General features: G+C 67.1%; 18 protein-coding genes. 5 read left to right on the top strand and 13 right to left on the bottom strand.

Annotation, left to right across the window (positions count from 1 at the left end; genetic code table 11):
* Positions 1–100 precede the first annotated feature (100 nt).
* Positions 101–454 (bottom strand): nucleotide pyrophosphohydrolase, encoded by a 354-nt coding sequence (locus BB334_RS08890; protein ID WP_068807336.1) that lies wholly within the window; start codon positions 452–454, stop codon positions 101–103.
* Positions 451–1,296, bottom strand: coding sequence for a 23S rRNA (adenine(2030)-N(6))-methyltransferase RlmJ (locus tag BB334_RS08885; RefSeq protein ID WP_068807333.1), 846 nt, complete (start codon positions 1,294–1,296; stop codon positions 451–453). The genes BB334_RS08890 and BB334_RS08885 overlap by 4 nt, the downstream gene beginning before the upstream one ends.
* Before the next feature lie 142 nt (positions 1,297–1,438).
* On the opposite strand from BB334_RS08885, the gene BB334_RS08880 reads away from it, so the two are divergent.
* The 4 genes from BB334_RS08880 to BB334_RS08865 all read left to right on the top strand — a co-directional run bounded on the left by BB334_RS08880 (position 1,439) and on the right by BB334_RS08865 (position 3,809).
* A complete protein-coding gene (locus tag BB334_RS08880) occupies positions 1,439–1,990 on the top strand; it encodes a gamma carbonic anhydrase family protein (RefSeq protein WP_068807330.1) in 552 nt (183 codons plus the stop codon).
* Positions 1,991–2,137: 147 nt separating this feature from the next.
* Positions 2,138–2,842 (top strand): SIMPL domain-containing protein, encoded by a 705-nt coding sequence (locus BB334_RS08875; RefSeq protein ID WP_068807327.1) that lies wholly within the window; start codon positions 2,138–2,140, stop codon positions 2,840–2,842.
* Positions 2,843–2,866: 24 nt separating this feature from the next.
* On the top strand, positions 2,867–3,193 hold the full coding sequence (locus BB334_RS08870; protein ID WP_068807325.1) for an MliC family protein: 327 nt from the start codon (positions 2,867–2,869) through the stop codon (positions 3,191–3,193).
* Between the two features lie 55 nt (positions 3,194–3,248).
* Positions 3,249–3,809, top strand: coding sequence for a C40 family peptidase (locus tag BB334_RS08865; RefSeq protein ID WP_068807322.1), 561 nt, complete (start codon positions 3,249–3,251; stop codon positions 3,807–3,809).
* Between the two features lie 64 nt (positions 3,810–3,873).
* On the opposite strand, the gene ftsB is transcribed toward BB334_RS08865, so the two are convergent.
* The 7 genes from ftsB to BB334_RS08830 all read right to left on the bottom strand — a co-directional run bounded on the left by ftsB (position 3,874) and on the right by BB334_RS08830 (position 11,102).
* A complete protein-coding gene (ftsB, locus tag BB334_RS08860) occupies positions 3,874–4,149 on the bottom strand; it encodes a cell division protein FtsB (RefSeq protein ID WP_068807319.1) in 276 nt (91 codons plus the stop codon).
* A 17-nt stretch (positions 4,150–4,166) separates the two neighbouring features.
* Complete coding sequence (eno, locus tag BB334_RS08855; RefSeq protein WP_068807315.1) at positions 4,167–5,456, bottom strand: phosphopyruvate hydratase; 1,290 nt, start codon at positions 5,454–5,456, stop codon at positions 4,167–4,169.
* A 46-nt stretch (positions 5,457–5,502) separates the two neighbouring features.
* Positions 5,503–6,342, bottom strand: a complete 840-nt coding sequence (gene kdsA, locus BB334_RS08850) for a 3-deoxy-8-phosphooctulonate synthase (protein WP_068807313.1) — start codon at positions 6,340–6,342, stop codon at positions 5,503–5,505.
* Complete coding sequence (locus BB334_RS08845; RefSeq protein ID WP_068807310.1) at positions 6,329–7,990, bottom strand: CTP synthase; 1,662 nt, start codon at positions 7,988–7,990, stop codon at positions 6,329–6,331. Before BB334_RS08845 ends, kdsA begins: the two co-directional genes overlap by 14 nt.
* 99 nt (positions 7,991–8,089) lie before the next feature.
* Positions 8,090–8,632 carry an isochorismatase family protein gene (locus BB334_RS08840; protein WP_068807984.1) on the bottom strand — a complete coding sequence of 181 codons (543 nt, stop codon included), beginning with the start codon at positions 8,630–8,632 and terminating at the stop codon, positions 8,090–8,092.
* A 12-nt stretch (positions 8,633–8,644) separates the two neighbouring features.
* Entirely contained in the window at positions 8,645–10,621 is a 1,977-nt protein-coding gene (locus BB334_RS08835; protein WP_068807307.1) for an acetoacetate--CoA ligase, read from the bottom strand.
* A 70-nt stretch (positions 10,622–10,691) separates the two neighbouring features.
* Positions 10,692–11,102 (bottom strand): acyl-CoA thioesterase, encoded by a 411-nt coding sequence (locus tag BB334_RS08830; protein ID WP_068807304.1) that lies wholly within the window; start codon positions 11,100–11,102, stop codon positions 10,692–10,694.
* A gap of 150 nt (positions 11,103–11,252) precedes the next feature.
* Between BB334_RS08830 and BB334_RS08825 the strand changes: the two genes are divergently transcribed.
* Complete coding sequence (locus BB334_RS08825) at positions 11,253–12,893, top strand: electron transfer flavoprotein-ubiquinone oxidoreductase (RefSeq protein ID WP_068807301.1); 1,641 nt, start codon at positions 11,253–11,255, stop codon at positions 12,891–12,893.
* A 115-nt stretch (positions 12,894–13,008) separates the two neighbouring features.
* Here BB334_RS08825 and BB334_RS08820 read toward each other — a convergent pair whose 3' ends face one another.
* The 4 genes from BB334_RS08820 to purL form a co-directional block, all read right to left on the bottom strand.
* On the bottom strand, positions 13,009–15,000 hold the full coding sequence (locus BB334_RS08820; RefSeq protein ID WP_068807298.1) for a TonB-dependent copper receptor: 1,992 nt from the start codon (positions 14,998–15,000) through the stop codon (positions 13,009–13,011).
* 76 nt (positions 15,001–15,076) lie between these two features.
* Entirely contained in the window at positions 15,077–15,538 is a 462-nt protein-coding gene (locus BB334_RS08815; RefSeq protein WP_068807295.1) for a copper chaperone PCu(A)C, read from the bottom strand.
* 199 nt (positions 15,539–15,737) lie between these two features.
* Entirely contained in the window at positions 15,738–16,142 is a 405-nt protein-coding gene (locus BB334_RS08810) for a DUF2946 domain-containing protein (RefSeq protein ID WP_068807292.1), read from the bottom strand.
* 143 nt (positions 16,143–16,285) lie between these two features.
* Positions 16,286–19,162: phosphoribosylformylglycinamidine synthase (gene purL / locus BB334_RS08805; RefSeq protein ID WP_068807981.1), on the bottom strand; the 2,877-nt coding region annotated here is incomplete at its 5' end.

The raw sequence follows: 19,162 nt of genomic DNA, 5'->3' as shown, positions 1-19,162 counted from the left end.
GAAAAATTACCGGCCCCCAATGAGCCGGATCAAGACCGATGCGCGCGCCCCATTGCGCCCCGCGCCTGCGCGAGGCGGTGAGGCGCTCCCCCTGTGCGGATCACAGACGATCGTACTTTTCGGCGCGGCCACGCGCACGCTCCGCCGGATAGCGTACGGCATTGATCGCCATCTTGCGTACCGCCGCCGCGCCGAGATCGATCTCCAGCACATCCGCCAGCCGGACCAGATAGAGCAGCACGTCGGCGAGCTCGAGCGCGACCTCCTCGCGCCGCGCGGGGTCGAGCGCGGCCGACTGCTCGGCAGTGAGCCACTGGAAGTGCTCGATCACCTCACCGGCCTCGCCCGCGAGCGCCATCGCAAGGTTCTTCGGGGTGTGGAAGGGCTCCCATTCGCGTTCGGCGGCGAAGCCGCGCAGGGCCATCCGGAGTGCCTCGAGGCGGTCCGCGCTCATTCGATGCGGTGCTCCAGGTCGAAGCCGGCGTCCTCGTCCTCGCCGAGCAGGCGCACCAGCTGCGGCAGGCAGGCTTCGAGCCGCTCGGGCAGCACCCAAGGCGGGTTGATCACGAACATCCCGCTGCCGAACATGCCGAAACCGTCCCGCGCCGGCTTTTTCACCACGAGGCGCACGTCGAGCCAGCTGTCGGCACCGAGTTCGGCCAGCCGCGCCGGCAACTGCCTCGCCTCGGGCCGGTTCAGCAGCGGATACCACACCGCATAGGTACCGCCGGGGAAGCGCTTCATCGCGTCGCGCAGGGTATCGACGACCCGGCGGTAGTCCTGCTTCACCTCGTAGGGCGGGTCGATCAGCACCACCGCGCGACGCGAGGGCGGCGGCAGCAGGCCGCGAAGGGCATCGAAGCCGTCGGCCTTGCGCACCTGAACCCGCTCCGCCTCGCCGGAGAAGGTCTCCTGCAGGGCATCGAAGTCGGCCGGATGCAGTTCGAACAAGCGCAGTCGGTCCTGGGCACGCGCGCAGGTCATCGCCAGCGCCGGCGAGCCGGGGTAGAACAACAGCCCGCCATGCGGGTTGAACTGGCGCACCGCCCCGACATAGCTGGCGAGCGGCGCGGCGAGATCGCTCCGCTCCCACAGGCGTCCGATCCCACCCACGAACTCCGCAGTCGTGCTCGCCTGGCCGCCCTCGAGCGCGTAGCAGCCAGCCCCTGCATGGGTGTCGATGAACCACCACGGCTTGTCCTTGCGGCCGTAGTAGTCGAGCAGTTCGAGCAACAGGGTGTGCTTGAGGACATCGGCATGATTGCCGGCATGGAAGGCGTGACGATAGCTCAGCATTTGAGGACGCGGGAAGGGTGGGAGCGGCGATGCTACCATCAGCGCCCGCGCGTGCCGTACCCACGAGCGCCCCCGCGCTTGTTATCATGCGCGCCCGGACGGCGCCCTCACAAGCGTCCGCCTGAACACCACGAGAGAGAAAATGAGTATTTACGCCCTGGGCGACAAGGTCCCCCGCTTCGGCGAGGGAAGCTGGATCGCCCACAACGCGACCGTGATCGGCGCGGTGGAGGCCGGCCGCAACGTCAGCATCTGGTTCAATGCGGTGCTGCGCGGCGACAACGACCCGATCTCGATCGGGGACGGCACCAACATCCAGGATGGCGCGATCCTGCACAACGACGACGGCGTGCCGCTGACGATCGGCGCCAACGTCACCATCGGCCACATGGTGATGCTGCACGGCTGCACCATCGGCGACGGCAGCCTGATCGGCATCAACGCCGTCGTGCTGAACAAGGCCGTGATCGGCAAGAACTGCATCATCGGGGCCAATGCGCTGATTCCGGAAGGCAAGGTGATTCCCGACCGCTCACTGGTGGTCGGCTCGCCGGGGCGCGTCATCCGCGAGCTCAGCGAGAAGGATGTCGAGCACCTGAAATGGAACGCCTCGCATTACGTCGATAACGCCCGGCTGTATGAAGCGGAGTTGCGCGCGATCGACCCCGCCGGCGTGATCGCCCCGCAAGATTGAGCGACCGCGGGGTGCCGTCGAGGGACATTCCTGTTACAAACCGACCGGGCGACCCTTGTTGCGATGCGGTATAAATCCGCCATCCGGACCGAGAACGGACGCCTCCCCGCCTTGCGGCCCGCGATCATCCCCGACAGGAACCGCACGATGAAGCTGCCCGCCCGACTCTTCGCCTCCACCCTGCTCGCTTCCGCTGTGGTCGCGCTCCCTGCCGTCGCAGGCGATGGCTTCCGCTCCGCGCTGCCGGTGGTCGACCTCTCCGCCGAAGCCAGTCTGCCGGCGGCCAACGATCTTTTCGTCGCTTCGCTTTATCTGGAACGCGATGGACGTGATCCGGCCGCGCTCGCCGACGAGGTGAACCGCGAGATCGCCGCCGCCCTTGCGACCGCGCGCGAGCGAAAGTCGGTCAAGGTCCAGTCCGACGGCACCCAGACCTGGCCGATCCACGGCAAGGAAGACCGCCGGATCGAGGGCTGGCGCATGCGCTCGACGATACGCCTCGAGAGCCGTGACGCCGGCGCGATGTCGGAGCTTGTCGGCGTACTGCAGAGCCGCCTCGCGGTGGGTCAGATCGGCATGCAGCCTGCCCCTGAGACCCGACGCGCAGTCGCCGACGAAGCCATGGTGGCCGCGATCCGCAACTTCGAAGCCCGCGCCGGGGTGATCGCCGGCGCCCTCGGCAAGCGTTACCGTCTGCGCCAGCTGTCAATGTCCGAAGCCGGCGGCGTGCCCGTCTACGCGCGCATGCGCAGCGCCCCGGCGATGATGGCCGAAGCCTCGCCCGCGCCGATCGAAGCGGGCGAAACCCTCGTCAACGTCAGTGTCAGCGGCAGTATCGAGCTGATCGACTGAGTCCTTCCACCTGCACACACCGCCATGATTGCCAAGCACATTCGCCTCCCCGCCCTGATCCTTCTTCTCGCCGCGACGACGGTCGCGAACGTGACCCGCGCCGGCGACGCGGGGGAGACGACCGACTACGCCTGCGCCCACGGCGAACGCTTCACGGTCGAGACCCGCACCGGCCACCTCCGCCTGCGCGACGGCTCGGGCGTGTTCGCGCTGTCGAGCGCGCCCGCCGAGCGCGGCGAGCGCTACACGGACGGCAACACGGTGTTCTGGGACCTCGGCGAGGAGGCGATCCTGGAGCGCCGCGGCCGATCTGCGATCACCGGCTGCAAGCCGCGCCTCGTCAACCTCTGATCCTTCGCCCGGCCGGGTGGACAAGACGGTCCGACCGGGCCTATCCTGCGGCGGCATGAGTCCGCTCGCCGCCCTCCTCGCCCCCTGCGGCCGCCGTCGTCTCGGCGCCTGCCTGCTGCTCGGCTTAGGCATGCTCGTCGCCGGCTGCGGCAGCACCCCGCCCGCTCCCCGCAAACCCGCCCCATCCGCGAGCGCACCGCCGACGCAAACCTATTTCGCCCTGCCCGACGATGTGCCGACGCAGGAATTGGTGTTCTACGCCCTCGGCCTGCTCGACACCGGCTATCGTTTCGGCGGCCGCAATCCCGAGGCGGGTCTCGACTGCAGCGGCATGATCGCCTACATCGTCGAGCAGGTCAGCGGCCAGCGCCTGCCGCACAACGCGGCGCAGATCGCCGCGCGCACCCGGCCGATCCGGGTCGGCGAACTGAAGCCGGGCGACCTGGTGTTCTTCAATACGCTCAAGCGCCGGCATTCACACATGGGGATCTACATCGGCGACGGCAGATTCGTGCATGCCCCCTCGAGCCGCGGCCGGGTCCGGATCGAGCGGCTCGACAACCGCTACTTCGCGCCGCGCATCGACGGCGCGCGCACCCTGCTCGCGGCAAACTGATCCCGCCCCGCGCCGAAAAAGGCAAAAGCCCCTCGCGGGGCTTTCGTGTGCCTGGAAACGACGCTCAAGGCCGCTGTGGCACCTGCACGTAGACCTCGCCCGGACGAGTGAGGCCGAGCTCGAAACGCGCCCGCTCCTCAATCGCCTCGTTGCCGGACTTGAGGTCGCGGACCTCGGCGTCGAGGCTGGCGTTGCGTTGTTCGAGGCGAAGATTCTCGGCCCGCTGCGAATGCAGCTGCCGGTCCACCTCCCACACTCTCAGCCATCCGCCCTTGCCCAGCCACAGCGGATACTGCAGGAGGACCAGGAGGGCGGCCAGGATGAGCACTGGCCAGCGCATGGCGCGAGCGGGTCCGCTCAGCGCTTGCGCAGGTTGTAGAAGGCGCGGGTGCCGGGGTAGGTGGCGGTGTCGCCGAGATCTTCCTCGATGCGCAGCAGCTGGTTGTACTTCGAGATGCGGTCGGAACGGCTGAGCGAGCCGGTCTTGATCTGCATCGCGTTCAGGCCCACCGCGATGTCGGCGATGGTCGAATCGTCGGTCTCGCCCGAACGGTGCGAGATCACCGCGGTGTAACCCGCGCGCTTGGCCATCTCGACCGCGGCGAAGGTCTCGGTGAGGGTGCCGATCTGGTTGATCTTGATCAGGATCGAGTTCGCCACGCCCTGCTCGATACCCTGCTCGAGGATCCGGGTGTTGGTGACGAAGAGGTCGTCGCCCACCAGCTGGACCTTCTTGCCGAGGCGGTCGGTGAGCAGCTTCCAGCCTTCCCAGTCGCCCTCGGCCATGCCGTCCTCGATCGAGACGATCGGGTGCTTGTCGGCCAGGGTGGCGAGATAGTCGACGAACTCGGCGGCGCTCAGGCTCAGGCCCTCGCCCTTGAGCTCGTACCTGCCCTCCTTGTAGAACTCGGAGGCGGCGCAGTCGAGCGCGAGCAGCACGTCGCGGCCCGGCTCGTAGCCTGCGGCGATGATCGCCTCCTGGATCAGCGCCAGCGCCTCGTCGGTGCCCGAGACGTTGGGGGCGAAGCCGCCCTCGTCGCCGACCGTGGTCGGGAAGCCCTTGCTGTCGGTGATCTTCTTCAGGTGGTGGAAGATCTCGGCGCCGCAGCGCAGCGCCTCGCGGAAGCTCTTCATGCTCACCGGCATGATCATGCATTCCTGGATGTCGAGGCTGTTGTTGGCGTGCTCGCCGCCGTTGATGACGTTCATCATCGGCACCGGCATGCTCATGCCGGCCGAGCCGCCAAAATAGCGGTAGAGCGGCAGGCCGGCCTCTTCCGACGCCGCCTTGGCGACTGCCATCGACACCGCCAGCAGCGCGTTGGCGCCGAGGCGACCCTTGTTCTCGGTGCCGTCGAGCTCGATCAGGGTGTGGTCGATGAAGGCCTGCTCCTCGGCGTCGAGGCCGATGATCGCTTCGGCGATCTCGGTGTTCACATTCTCGACCGCGCGCAGCACGCCCTTGCCGAGATAGCGGGCGGCGTCGCCGTCGCGCAGCTCGATCGCCTCGCGCGAGCCGGTGGAAGCGCCCGAGGGCACGGCCGCACGGCCCATCACGCCGGACTCGAGCAGCACGTCGACTTCGACGGTGGGATTGCCGCGGGAGTCGAGGATCTCGCGGGCGATCACATCAACGATTGCACTCATGGGTTTTCCTGTCTTGGATAGTGGGTAATCGGTGGGCCGGCGCGATTCAGTCGGCCCGCTCGAGGAAGCCGTGGCGCTTGACCAGGGCGTCGATGTCCTTGAGTGTTGCGAGCAGCGCCTTCATCTTCTGCAGCGGCCAGGCGTTGGGGCCGTCGGACAGCGCCTTCGCCGGATCGGGATGAGTTTCCATGAACAGCCCGGCGATGCCCACCGCGGTGGCGGCGCGGGCCAGTACCGGCACGAACTCGCGCTGGCCGCCCGAGGCCGTGCCCTGACCGCCCGGCAGCTGCACCGAATGGGTGGCGTCGAACACCACCGGGCAGCCGGTGTCGCGCATGATCGCGAGCGAGCGCATGTCGGACACCAGGTTGTTGTAGCCGAAGGAGGCGCCGCGTTCGCAGACCATGATGGTGTCTGCGCCGCCATTGGCCTCCTTCGCCTTGTCGACCACGTTCTTCATGTCGGCCGGAGCGAGGAACTGGCCCTTCTTGATGTTGACCGGCTTGCCGCTCGCCGCCACTGCGTGGATGAAATCGGTCTGGCGACACAGGAAGGCCGGCGTCTGCAGCACGTCGACCACTGCGGCCACGGTCGGGATCTCCTCGACGGTATGCACGTCGGTCAGCACCGGCAGGCCGAGCTGCTTCTTGACCGCCTCCAGCATCTTGAGGCCGCCGTCGAGGCCGAAGCCGCGGAAGCTCTTTCCCGAGCTGCGGTTCGCCTTGTCGTAGGAGGCCTTGAAGATGTAGGGGATGCCCAGCTCGCCGCAGATCTCCTTCATCTGGCCGGCGATGTCGAGGCACATCTGCTCGGACTCGGCGACGCAGGGTCCGGCGATGAGAAAGAAGGGCTGGTCGAGGCCGACCTCGAAATCACACAGTTTCATTACGCACTCCTTCGGCCTGGGCCGCCTTGCGCGCCAGCGCCGCCTTCACGTAGGCGGTGAACAGGGGATGACCCTTGCGCGGATTGGAGGTGAATTCGGGATGGAACTGGCAGCCGACGAACCAGGGATGGACCTCGGCCGGCAGCTCGACCATTTCGCACAGGTCGGTGACCGGGGCGCGCCCGGAGACCACCAGGCCCTTGCCCTCGAGCTTGGAGAGCAGGGAATTGTTCACTTCGTAGCGATGCCGATGACGCTCGGTGATCTCGGCCGCGCCGTAGACCTCGCGAGCGAGCGAGCCCTCCTTGAGCAGGCAGAGCTGACCGCCGAGCCGCATCGTGCCCCCGAGGTCGGATTCGGCGCTGCGCTTCTCGAGCCTGCCGCTGCGGTCCTTCCATTCGGTGATCAGGCCGATCACCGGGTAGGCGGTGTCGCGCTCGAACTCGGTCGAGTGCGCACCGTCCATGCCGGCGACGTCGCGGGCGAACTCGACCACCGCCAGCTGCATGCCGAGGCAGATGCCGAGGTAGGGCACCTTGTTCTCGCGCGCGAAGCGGATCGCGGCGATCTTGCCCTCGGTGCCGCGCTTGCCGAAGCCGCCCGGCACCAGGATCGCGTCCATCTTCGCGAGCACGCCGCAACCGTCGCGCTCGATGTCCTCGGAGTCGATGTAGTGGATGTTCACCTTCGACTCGGTGTGCATCCCGGCATGGTTGAGCGCTTCGATCAGCGACTTGTACGACTCGGTGAGGTCAACATACTTGCCGACAAAGGCGACGTCGACCGCTGCCTTCGGGTTCTCGAGGGCGCGGATCAGCTTCTCCCACACCGACAGGTCGGCCGCTCGCGCGAGGATGTCGAGCTTGTGGCAGACGATCTGGTCGAGCATCTGGTCGTGCAGCATGCCGGGGATCTTGTAGATCGAGTCGGCGTCGAGTACCTCGATGACCGCCTCCGGCATCACGTTGCAGAACAGCGCGATCTTGCGCCGCTCGTCCACCGGGATCGAGCGGTCGGCACGGCACAGCAGGATGTCGGGCTGGATGCCGATCTCGCGCAGCTCCTTCACCGAATGCTGGGTAGGCTTGGTCTTGAGCTCGCCCGCGGTGGGGATGTAGGGCAGCAGCGTGAGGTGGATGAAGCAGGTGCTCGAGCGGCCCTCCTCGATGCCCATCTGGCGGATCGCCTCGAGGAAGGGCAGCGATTCGATGTCGCCCACCGTGCCGCCGACCTCGACGATCGCCACGTCGGCGCCTTCGGCCCCGCGCTTGACGTAGGTCTTGATCTCGTCAGTGATGTGCGGGATCACCTGCACCGTCTTGCCGAGGTACTCGCCGCGCCGCTCCTTCTTGATCACCGACTCGTAGATCTGGCCGGTGGTGAAGTTGTTGCGCTTGCTCATCTTGGCGCTGGTGAAGCGCTCGTAATGGCCGAGGTCGAGGTCGGTTTCCGCACCGTCTTCGGTGACGAAGACCTCGCCGTGCTGGAACGGGCTCATCGTGCCCGGATCGACGTTGATGTACGGATCGAGCTTGAGGTGCGTGACCTTGATGCCGCGCGACTCGAGGATGGCGCCCAGAGAGGCCGCCGAGATGCCCTTGCCCAGGGAGGACACGACACCGCCGGTAACGAAGACGTATTTGGTCATGGGAATCATGCTGCGGGAAAGCGCGATGATAACCGATCGACCCCGCGGCCGGAAGCATGGGCACGGCCGCCGCCGCCCTGCCTCCGGCCGCGTCCGGACTCAGCGGATGAAGTCGCGGTTCACCGCACGGAAGAGCTCGGTGCCGCCGCGCTCGAGCCACTCGAAGGCAACCATCTCGCCCGACACGATCTCGATGCCGTGGCTTCGCATGCGGGCGAAGGCCAGCTCGCGGTTGGCCGGATCGCGCGAGCCGGCGGCGTCGGCGACGACGAACACCTCCTTGCCCGCCCATCGAAGGTCGAGCGCGGTCTGCTGCACGCAGACGTGCGCCTCGGTGCCGCACACGATCACCTGCCGGCGCGCGTCGACCTCGGTATCGACGAGGCAACCGTCGGCCTGCGCCGAGAAGCACTGCTTGGTCACGTAGCGCGCGTCCGCGGTAGCGGATTTGACCACTTCCACCGTGCCACCGATCTTCTCCGGAAAATGCTCGGTGACCACCACCGGCACGCCGACCCGGTGGGCCACCCCGGCGAGCCAGGCGCAATTGGCGGCAACCCGTTCGCCCTCGTGGATCGACGGCGCGAGCCGCTCCTGCACGTCCACGATCAGCAGCACCGATCTGTCTCGATTCATCAGCATCGTCATTTCTCCTCAGCCGGCCAGCTCGGGGCGGTCGCGGTAGAGCTCGAGTGCCTCCGGATTGGCGAGCGCCTCCTGATTCTTCACCGGGCGGCCGTGCACCACGTTACGCACCGCCAGTTCGACAATCTTGCCGCTCTTCGTACGCGGGATGTCCATCACCTGTACCACCTTGGCCGGCACGTGCCGCGGCGTGGTGTTGTCGCGAATGGTCTTGCGGATGCGTGCGACCAGCTCGTCGTCGAGCCTGAGGCCCTCGCGCAGCTTCACGAACAGCACCACGCGCACGTCGGTCGGATTCTGCGGCGGCCAGTCCTGGCCGATCACCAGCGACTCCACGACCTCAGGCAGGCGCTCGACCTGGCGGTAGATCTCGGCGGTGCCGATGCGCACCCCGCCCGGATTCAGCGTGGCGTCCGAGCGGCCATAGATCACCAGGCCACCGTGCGCGGTGATCTCGCAGAAATCGCCGTGGCACCAGACGTCGGGGAAGCGATCGAAGTAGGCGGCGTGGTACCTGCTGCCGTCGGTGTCGTTCCAGAAGCCGAGCGGCATCACCGGGAAGGGCCTGGCACACACCAGCTCACCCTTTTCGCCGCGCAGAGGCCGGCCCTCGTCGTCCCAGACGTCGACCGCCATGCCGAGCCCGCGGCACTGGATCTCGCCGCGCCACACCGGCAGCACCGGGCTGCCGAGCACGAAGCAGGAGATGATGTCGGTACCGCCCGAGATCGAGGACAGCTGCAGGTCGGCCTTGATGTCGCGATAGACATATTCGAAGCCTTCGGCCACCAGCGGGCTGCCGGTGCTGAACATCGCGCGCACGGTGTCGAGGCGGTGCGTCTCGCGCGGCTTGAGGCCGAACTTGGCGGCGGCGTCGAGGAACTTCGCCGAGGTGCCGAAGTGAGTCATGCGCTCGGCATCGGCGTAATCGAACAGGATGCGGTTGTCGCCGGCGAAGGGCGACCCGTCGTAGAGCAGCAGGGTCGCTCCCGCGGCAAGGCCGGACACCAGCCAGTTCCACATCATCCAGCCGCAGGTGGTGAAGTAGAACACGCGGTCGCCCGGCTTCACGTCGCCGTGCAGGCGATGCTCCTTCAGGTGCTGCAGCAGCGCGCCGCCGGCGCAGTGCACGATGCACTTGGGAACGCCGGTGGTGCCCGAGGAATACATGATGTAGAGCGGATGATCGAAGGGCAGCTGGGCGAACTCGATCTCGCTCTCGAAGTGGAAGGGTTCGACGAAATCCTCGTACATGCGGGCATGCGGGATGCCGCTCAGGTCGTGCTCCGCATGCACGTAGCGCACCACCACCACTCGCTTCAGCGAGGGCAGCGCGCGCACGATCTCGCCCAGTTTGCCCAGGCAGTCGACCACCTTGCCGCCGTAGTAGTAGCCGTCGCAGGCGATCAGCACCTTGGGCTCGGTCTGACCGAAGCGGTCGAGCACGCCCTGCACGCCGAAGTCGGGCGAGGCCGAGGTGAAGATGGCGCCGATGCTCGTCGCCGCCAGCATCGCCACGAGGGTCTCGGGCAGGTTCGGCATGTAGGCGGCGACACGGTCGCCGGCGACCACGCCCTGCTCGCGCAACGCCGCCGCCAGATGCGCCACTGCACGGTAGAGCTCGCCATGGCTCATGCGGTTCTGCACCTTGTCCTCGCCCCAGAACACCACCGCATCGTGGTCGTCGCGCGAGCGCAGCAGGTTCTCCGCGAAATTGAGCCGCGCCTGCGGGAACCACTTCGCGCCCGGCATGCGCTCGCCATCGACCAGCACCGCCTCGCCACGCTCGCCGATGACGCCACCGTCCTCCCACACGCTGACCCAGAACGACTCAGGCTGCGTCACCGACCACTCGTACAGCGCGTCGTAGTCGGGCAAGGACACGCCCCAGCGTTTTTCGGCGGTGAGGCGGAAGGCAGTCACGTTGGCGCCGGCAATGCGCTCCGCCGAGGGTTCCCACAAGGGGCGATCGTTGAGTTGCGTCATCTTCTTTCTCTCCTCTCCTCTTCTTTTATCCCATCTTCCGGTGTGCGCCGCTTCTTCGGTCGGCGCGCCTTCAGTCGAACAGCGCGCGCACCGAGTCGGGCAGCGGGACCGACTTGTTGGTCACCATGTCGATCCACACCGTCTTCGCGCCACCCTCGGCGAAGAGCCCTTCCTCGCCCTCGACGAAGAGTTCGTACCAGGTCATCACGCTGCTGCGACCCGGCTCGCCGCCGTACATCTTGATGACCACGGTCGACGGGTAATTGACCGAGCGCAGGAAGGTGCAGCTGGCGTTGACGATCACCGGCCCCACCGGCTCCTCGGGGCGTACCTTGCCGCCGAACGCCTCGATCCATTCGACCCGGGTCTGCTCGAAGTAGCGGAAATAGACGGTATTGTTGACGTGGCCATAGGCATCCATGTCTCCCCAGCGCACCGGCATGCGGCTCACATGAAGTAGCTTGCGTATCGAGTTTTCCATCTCGTTTTCCCTGTTATGGATCGGCGCGCTACTGTAGCATACGCGTCCGTATGTTTTAGGTGCCTCGAAACGGACGGGATGGCACGTGCCGCGCTACACTGACGACGACGAAGCACACACGACCACGGCCAGATATTGAAGGAGTACAGCATGGAACGCGAATCCATGGAGTTTGACGTCCTGATCGTTGGCGGCGGCCCTGCCGGCCTCGCCGCTGCGATCCGGCTGAAGCAGCTTGCGGAAAAGAAGGGTGAAGAAATCTCGGTATGCCTGATCGAGAAAGGCGCGGAGATCGGCGCCCACATCCTGTCGGGCGCAGTCCTCGACCCCAAGGCGCTCAACGAACTCCTCCCCGACTGGAAGGAACGCGGCGCGCCGGTGACCACCGCCGTCACCGAAGATCGTATCGTCCTGCTGACCGAAAAGAAGGCATTTTCCGCGCCGGTCGCGATGGTGCCGGACTGCTTTCACAATGAAGGCAACTACGTCGTGCGCCTCGGCCACTTCGTGAAGTGGCTGGGCGAACAGGCCGAGGCGATGGGCGTCGAGGTCTATCCGGGCTTCGCCGGCGCCGAGATCCTTTACGACGAGAAGGGCGCGGTGAAGGGCGTCGCCACCGGCGACATGGGCGTCACCAAGAGCGGCGAACATGGCCCGCACTACCAGCCCGGCATGGAACTGCACGCCAAGTACACCTTCTTTGCCGAAGGTGTGCGCGGCCATCTCGGCAAGCAGCTCGAGGCGAAGTTCAGCCTGCGCGAAGGCGCCGATCCCCAAACCTACGGCATCGGCATCAAGGAGCTGTGGGAAGTGCCGGCGGCCAATTACCGTCCCGGGCTGGTGATGCACACCACCGGCTGGCCGCTGAAGCCCGACACCTATGGTGGCAGCTTCATGTATCACCTCGACGACAATCTGGTGCAGATCGGCTTCGTCGTCGGCCTCAACTACAGCAATCCGCACCTGTCGCCGTTCGAGGAGATGCAGCGCTTCAAGACGCACCCCGAGATCCGCAAATATCTCGAGGGCGGCAAGCGACTCCAGTACGGCGCGCGAGCGATCGGCACGGGCGGCCTGCAGAGCCTGCCGCGCCTGGTCTTCCCCGGCGGTGCGCTGATCGGCTGCGACGCCGGCTTCCTCGTCACCGCCCGCATCAAGGGCGCGCACACCGCGATGAAGTCGGGCATGCTCGCCGCCGAGGCCGCCTTCGAGGCGATCGGCGCCGGCCGCGCCGCCGACGCGCTGACCGCCTACCCCGCCGCGTTCCGCGAATCCTGGATGTATCCGGAGCTCCACAAGACCCGCAACTTCAAGCCCTACATGAAGCGCGGTCTGTGGCTCGGCTCGCTGATGTTCGGCGCCGAGCAGAAGCTGTTCGGCGGCAAGGTGCCCTGGACGCTGCACAACAGCGCCGACCACACCCAGCTCAAGCCGGCGGCTGAATGCGAAAAGATCGACTATCCGAAGCCGGACGGCGTGCTGACCTTCGACCGCCTGTCCTCGGTGTTCCTGTCGAACGTCAACCACGAGGAAGACCAGCCCTGCCACCTGCAGCTGAAGGACCCGTCGGTGGCGATCAACGTGAACCTGGCGAAATACGACGCCCCCGAGCAGCGCTACTGTCCGGCCGGCGTGTACGAGATCGTGCGCGAGGGTAGCGAAGCCCCCCGGCTGCAGATCAACGCCGCCAACTGCGTGCACTGCAAGACTTGCGACATCAAGGACCCGACCCAGAATATCAACTGGGTCGTGCCGCAGGGCGGGGAAGGCCCGCTGTACCAGGGCATGTAAGTCCACGCGGGCGCGTCGGCCGGTGAGGCCTCAAAACGAAAGCCCCGCATCGCGGGGCTTTCGTCTTTCCGGGCGGCGCCGGCCGGAACGCGCCGGCACCGTCCGGCAAGGCCGCTCAGTCGAGCGCGAGCTGCGCCTTGACCCAGAAGGTGCGGCCGGGTTCGTTGATGCGCTCGTCGGTGACGGCGGCGCCCGCGAAGTCCCACCCGCCCTTGCCGAGATGCTCGCTGTAGGTGCGGTCGAAAACGTTATCGACGCCAACGGTCAGCAGGGTGGCCTTGTTCGGGCGCCATCCGGCATTGAGCGCGAGCGTCGCGAAACCGCCAGTGGGACCGAGATCCTGCCCGTTGGCGACGATGCTGCCCGAGCCGATGTCGTAGCGGTCCTGTTTGGCGACCATGCGCAGCAGCGCCCCGTAAGAGAACACGCGGTTGTCGTACTCGACACCGAGCTTCCCCTCGAGCGGCGGCTGCTGGGCGAGCGCCTTGTCGCCGGTGTCGTTCGTACCGCGCACCCAGGCCACGGTACCGTAGGCCTGCCAGTTCGGTGCGAAACGCCAGCTCAAATCGCCTTCGAGGCCGTACACCGTTGCATCGATGTTGCGCACATTAGCGGCCTTGTCGGACACCCAGCGCAGCAGGATGTAGTCATCCACCTTGCTGTAGAAACCCGACACCGAGGCCGACCACGGGCCCTGCGTCCAGTTCGCGCCAATGTCGAGCTGCGTGGTCTTTTCCGGATCGAGGGTGGCGAAGCTACGCGCGTCCTGCACCTTGATCATGTTGCCGGTGCGCATGTACTCCCAGTAATCGGGGAAACGCTCGACATGCCCGAGGCCCGCATACCAGGTCCCCGCGCCGCTGCCATAGTCGTTCTCGAAACGCAGGAAGCCACTCGGGAGCGTCTCGCCCTCGGTGATGCCGCCCATCTTGTCGTTGGTCACCTCGTAATCGTCGACGCGCAGGCCCCCGATGACCCGGCGGACGTCGTCGAGCGCGTAGGTCGCTTCGCCGAACACGCCGTAACGATCGAAACTCAGATCGGCCTCCCTGGGCTGGTTGCGGTAGTCCGTCCCGTTGCGCAAGGTGTGCTCGTCCGTCTTCATGTCGGCGCCGAGCACCAGCTGAAGCGGATCGTTCGGCGTGAGCGTCACCGCCACGCGCGCGCCCTTCGTCTCGCGGTCGGGGTTGTTCAGTGCATATTTGGTCGGGTCCTTCGGCGGCTTTCGCAGGCTGTAGTTGTCCATCACGTGGTCGACATAGCTGTAGTAGGCGAGGGCCTCGACCTTGGCCACCAGAGGCGAGATGTTCCGCTTCTCGAACTTCAGGGCGGCGTTCTCGCGCTCGAACTTCGTGCCGTCCATCGCGCGATCGGCATAGGCCGCCTCGCCGTCGGACCGACCGAGGCTCAGTTCCAGCAGCGTGTTGTCGTCCGGCGTCCACCCCAGGGCGGCGCTGGTGCTCCAGCGGGTGTAGAAGGAATGCACCTCCTCGCCGTCGCCGTCCTCGTAGTTGTCGCTGTCCGAGCGCGTTGCGTTGATGCGGGCGTAGAAGTCGGGGTTGCCGCCACGCGCCTCGAGATACTGGTCGTTGCGGCCCCAGCTGCCGAAGGTGAGGCTGCCGTCCGCGCTCCAGCCGGGCTCGGTCATCCGCTTGAAGTCACGCTCGAAGAGCACGACGCCAGCCGAGCTGCCGGGCACGTAGAGCACCGTCTGCGGCCCCTTCAGCACGGTGACCCGATCGTAGGACTCGGGGTAGATATAGGCGGTGGGCGGATCCATACGGCCACCGCAGCCGCCGTGGATTTCCTGGCCATCGAGCAGGATGCCGAGGCGCGAGCCCGACATGCCGCGGAACACCGGATCGCCGTCGGTGCCGCCCTTGCGGATCACCGAAAAGCCCGGAATGCTCTTCAGCAGGTCGGCGCCGTCATGCGCGGGCAGCGGCTGGCGCGGAGCCTTGGGGTCGGTGGTGACGGTCAGCGGCGCCTCGGTGGCGGGGGCGGTCACCACCACCGTGCCGAGGGTCGTTTCGTTCTCGGCGGCGATCGCCGGCAGGGCGAGCGAGATCGCGATCGCGAGAGGCAGCTTGCGGAGGTTCTTGTTCATCGATTTCATCATCCATCAAACGGGGGACGGGCCGGTCGGCGTGAATCGCTTGCGTCAACGGCCCGGGCTCAAGCCATCATTGGCCGTGCTTCATCTGCATGCCGCCGGCGGGTGCGTTGAGCGGTCGCGCGGGCGCGACGATGCTCACCGTCTCCTGCTCGCCGTCCTTGCCCTCGATCACGAGCGTGATCGGTACCTCGTCGCCCTCCTTCACCTGGGCCTTGAGGTCCATCAGCATGATGTGGAAGCTGCCCGGCTTGAGCTCGACGGTGTCGCCGGCGGGCAGCTCGACTGCCTCGACCTGACGCATCTTCATCACGTTGTCGACGACCGCCATCTCATGCACCTCGACGACGTTGGCAACCGGCGAACTGGCCGACACGAGGCGGGCGTCGGCGTCCGAACTCAGCCGCATGAAGGCGCCGGTCGCTTTTTGCGCGGGAACGGTGGCGCGCACCCAGGGCTCGGCGACGGTGGTTTCCGCCAATGCCGGCAGGGCGACGGCGGCGAGCAGCGAGGCGATGAACAGTTTCTTCACGATGTAACTCCTTCGGAAATCGGTGAACGCGAACGCTTCGGTCCGCTTCGGCGGGTTGCACGAACGGAGCGATGGCGAAGGTCACGTACCTGCCGAGCGCCTGCGAGCGGCGGATCGGCAGCGGGATTCGGTGATGCTTGGGGGGGATGCGAGCGGGTACGGGTCCGGGAGCCGATTTCAGCGGTCCGGCCGCACCGGTTCAGGAAGCCGACGGCGGTGCGCGCGGGCTGGCCGCGGTCCACGCGAACAGCGGCTGAGGGGCGCGATAGAACAGCAGGGGAAAATGTTCGGCGGGACGGGGCAGCGCCAGCGTGATGGCAGACGGCGGCAATCCGACCAAGCCGGCATGGGCCAGGCAGTAGGGACAGGCCTCGAGGCCGCTTTCGTTCCGGCCGGAATCGTCCTGCGAACCGGGCTCGGCATACGCAGCATAAGTTGCCGCGTCGAGCAGGACACGATGAGTGCCGGCCGCGGAACAGAGTTCGACCCAGCCGCCGCCATCGCTCGTCATCGCCTGGCTGACGGCAGGCGCCAGCGCACCCAGCATCATCGCGAATGCGGCGAGCCAGGCGAACAGGCGTTGGCGAAGGCGAAAGGGATGCATCGTGGTTCCGGCGCCGGGTTTCTTCTAAAAGGACCTGCTGATGAGGCGCATTTTAGCCGATGTCGCGCGACGCGAATTGATCGAGCTCAGTTCGCCGAAGATCGGCTGCAGGGAGCCGGCGACCATGGCCGCCGGCATCCCTCTCAGCCCAGCCAGACGCGCGCGTTGCGGAACATGCGCAGCCAGGGCGAGGCGTCCGGGCTCTTGTCGACCAGCCATTGGGGCGCCCACGACATCTGCAGCGTACGGGCGGTGCGCTCCGGATGCGGCATCATGATCGTGAAGCGGCCGTCGGCGGTGGTGAAGCCGGTGACGCCGTCGGGCGATCCGTTCGGGTTCTTCGGATACGCCTCCGCGGGCCGGCCGTAGTTGTCGACATAGCGCACCGCCAGCAAGGCCTTGGCCTGGTCGGCGGGATCGCGGAACACCGCCCTGCCCTCGCCGTGGCTGACCACGATCGGCATCCGGCTGCCGGCCATGCCGGCGAACAGGATCGACGGGCTCTCGGCGACCTCGACCATCGCGAAGCGCGCCTCGAACTGCTCGCTGCGGTTGCGCTGGAAGGTCGGCCAGGCCTCGGCGCCGGGGATGATCGGGGCGAGATGAGCCATCATCTGGCAGCCATTGCATACGCCGAGCGCGAAGGTGTCGTCGCGGCGGAAGAAGGCCTCGAACTCGCCGCGCAGTCGGCTGTTGAACAGGATGGACTTCGCCCAGCCCTGGCCGGCGCCGAGCACGTCACCGTAGGAGAAGCCGCCGCAGGCCGCCAGGCCGTGGAAGTCGGCGAGGTCGATGCGGCCGGCCTGAAGATCGGACATATGCACGTCGACCGGGGTGAAGCCGGCGCGCTCGAAAGCCGCCGCCATCTCGAACTGGGAGTTGACGCCCTGCTCGCGCAGCACGACGACCTTGGGCCGGACGCCGCTGGCGATGAAGGGGGCGGCGACGTTTTCGGTCACGTCGAAGGACAGGCTCACCGACAGCCCGGGATCCTGGGCGTCGGCGAGGCCGGCGAACTCCTGCTCCACCGAAGCGGCGTCGTCGCGCAGCCTGGCGATCCGGTAACTGGTCTCTGACCAGGCCTGCAGCAGCTCGGCCCGGCTGGCCGAGAACACCAGCTTGGCGTTGCGGCGCACCCGGATCTCGTCCTTGTCGTTCGGTTCGCCGATGAAGTGGTAGGCCAGCCCGGCAGCACGCAACTGTTCGGTGACGCGCGCGCGCTGCTCGCGCCGGATCTGGATGACCGCGCCCAGCTCCTCGGCGAACAGGCCGGCGAACAGGCGGTCGGCGAAACGGCCCTTGAGGGTATCGGGCTTCTTCTCCAGGCCATCGACATCCACCATGTAGGGGTCGTAGCAGACGGTGTCGAGGATCAGCGACAGGCCGCACTTCGCGGCGAAGGCCATCTCGCAAACGGTTGCGAACAGGCCGCCGTCCGAGCGATCGTGGTAGGCCAGCAGCAGCCCGTCGCGGCGCAGCTGCTGCACGGCATCGAAGAAGGCCCTGAGTTGGCGCGGATCGACATCGGGCGCGTGCTCGCCGACCGAACCGTAGGCCTGGGCGAGCACCGAGCCACCGAGGCGATTGCTGCCGTTGCCGAGGTCGATCAGCAGCAGCTCGGTCTCCACGCCTTCGGGCAGCCGGAGCTGCGGCGTGAGGGTGTTGCGGATGTCCTGCACCGGCGCGAAGGCGGTGGCGACCAGCGACAGCGGCGAGACGACCTGTTTGTCCACCCCCTCATCCTGCCAGGCGGTGCGCATCGACAGCGAATCCTTGCCGACCGGAATCGACAGACCGGCCGTCACGCAAAAGTCGGACACAGCCTGCACCGTGTCGTAGAGCCGGGCGTCCTCGCCGCGGTGGCCGGCGGCGGCCATCCAGTTGGCCGACAGCTTGACGTCGCCGAGCGAGGCGATGTCGGCGGCAGCGATGTTGGTGATCGCCTCGCCGATCGCCATGCGGCCGGAGGCCGGGGCATCGACGCAGGCAAGGGGCGTGCGCTCGCCGAGCGCGAAGGCCTCGCCGCGGTAGCCCTGGAAACTCATCGCCGTGACCGCGACGTCGGCCACCGGCACCTGCCACGGGCCGACGAACTGGTCGCGCGCGGTGAGGCCACCCACCGAGCGGTCGCCGATCGTGATCAGGAAGCTCTTGCTCGCCACCGCCGGCATGCGGAGCACGCGCATCCCGGCTTCCTGGAGGTCGAAATCGGTGGTATCGAAAGGCGGCAAGTGCACTGCGCGGCGCGACACGTTGCGCGTCATCTTCGGCGGCTTGCCGAGCAGCACCTTCATGTCCATATCCACCGGCTTGTTGCCGAAGTGGCGGTCGGACACGGTGAGGTGGCCATCGGCGGTGGCGGTGCCGAGCACCGCGAACGGGCAGCGCTCGCGCTCGCAGAAGGCTTGGAACGTCGGCAGGCTCTCGGGCGCGATCGCCAGCACGTAGCGCTCCTGCGATTCGTTCGACCAGATCTCGCGCGGGCTCATGCCCGGCTCCTCGATGTGCACCTCGCGCAGCTCGAAGTGCGCGCCCAGGCCGGCGTGGTCGGCGAGCTCCGGCATCGCGTTCGACAGGCCACCGGCGCCGACGTCGTGGATGGCGATGATCGGGTTCCTGTCGCCCTGCTGCCAGCAGGCGTCGATGACCTCCTGGCAGCGGCGCTGGATCTCGGGGTTGCCGCGCTGCACCGAGGCGAAGTCGAGATCGGCAGTATTGCTGCCGGTGGCCATCGACGAGGCCGCGCCGCCGCCGAGACCGATCAGCATGCCCGGGCCGCCGAGCTGGATCAGCAGCGTGCCCGGCGGGAAGGTCGGCTTCTCGGACTGCTGGGCCTGAATGCTGCCGAGGCCGCCGGCGATCATGATCGGCTTGTGGTAGCCGCGCACCTCGCCCTGCACCGCCTGCTCGAAGGTGCGGAAGTAGCCGGCGAGGTTGGGACGGCCGAACTCGTTGTTGAAGGCGGCGGCGCCGATCGGGCCCTCGATCATGATGTCGAGCGCCGAGGCGATGCGCTCGGG

This window comes from Thauera phenolivorans (assembly GCF_001696715.1).
Classification (GTDB): Bacteria; Pseudomonadota; Gammaproteobacteria; order Burkholderiales; family Rhodocyclaceae; genus Thauera; species Thauera phenolivorans.
The sequence above is the reverse complement of the archived record's forward strand: the minus strand, read 5'-3'. Positions and strand labels throughout refer to the sequence as shown.

Bases quoted from the DNA above. Each gene is read 5' to 3' on its own strand.
- BB334_RS08820 (WP_068807298.1), bottom strand. From the start codon at position 15,000: ATGAACAAGAACCTCCGCAAGCTGCCTCTCGCGATCGCGATCTCGCTC.
- BB334_RS08875 (WP_068807327.1), top strand. From the start codon at position 2,138: ATGAAGCTGCCCGCCCGACTCTTCGCCTCCACCCTGCTCGCTTCCGCT.
- BB334_RS08835 (WP_068807307.1), bottom strand. From the start codon at position 10,621: ATGACGCAACTCAACGATCGCCCCTTGTGGGAACCCTCGGCGGAGCGC.
- BB334_RS08880 (WP_068807330.1), top strand. From the start codon at position 1,439: ATGAGTATTTACGCCCTGGGCGACAAGGTCCCCCGCTTCGGCGAGGGA.
- BB334_RS08885 (WP_068807333.1), bottom strand. From the start codon at position 1,296: ATGCTGAGCTATCGTCACGCCTTCCATGCCGGCAATCATGCCGATGTC.
- BB334_RS08830 (WP_068807304.1), bottom strand. From the start codon at position 11,102: ATGGAAAACTCGATACGCAAGCTACTTCATGTGAGCCGCATGCCGGTG.
- kdsA (WP_068807313.1), bottom strand. From the start codon at position 6,342: ATGAAACTGTGTGATTTCGAGGTCGGCCTCGACCAGCCCTTCTTTCTC.
- BB334_RS08845 (WP_068807310.1), bottom strand. From the start codon at position 7,990: ATGACCAAATACGTCTTCGTTACCGGCGGTGTCGTGTCCTCCCTGGGC.
- BB334_RS08825 (WP_068807301.1), top strand. From the start codon at position 11,253: ATGGAACGCGAATCCATGGAGTTTGACGTCCTGATCGTTGGCGGCGGC.
- eno (WP_068807315.1), bottom strand. From the start codon at position 5,456: ATGAGTGCAATCGTTGATGTGATCGCCCGCGAGATCCTCGACTCCCGC.
- BB334_RS08810 (WP_068807292.1), bottom strand. From the start codon at position 16,142: ATGCATCCCTTTCGCCTTCGCCAACGCCTGTTCGCCTGGCTCGCCGCA.
- BB334_RS08840 (WP_068807984.1), bottom strand. From the start codon at position 8,632: ATGCTGATGAATCGAGACAGATCGGTGCTGCTGATCGTGGACGTGCAG.
- BB334_RS08865 (WP_068807322.1), top strand. From the start codon at position 3,249: ATGAGTCCGCTCGCCGCCCTCCTCGCCCCCTGCGGCCGCCGTCGTCTC.
- BB334_RS08890 (WP_068807336.1), bottom strand. From the start codon at position 454: ATGAGCGCGGACCGCCTCGAGGCACTCCGGATGGCCCTGCGCGGCTTC.
- BB334_RS08870 (WP_068807325.1), top strand. From the start codon at position 2,867: ATGATTGCCAAGCACATTCGCCTCCCCGCCCTGATCCTTCTTCTCGCC.
- ftsB (WP_068807319.1), bottom strand. From the start codon at position 4,149: ATGCGCTGGCCAGTGCTCATCCTGGCCGCCCTCCTGGTCCTCCTGCAG.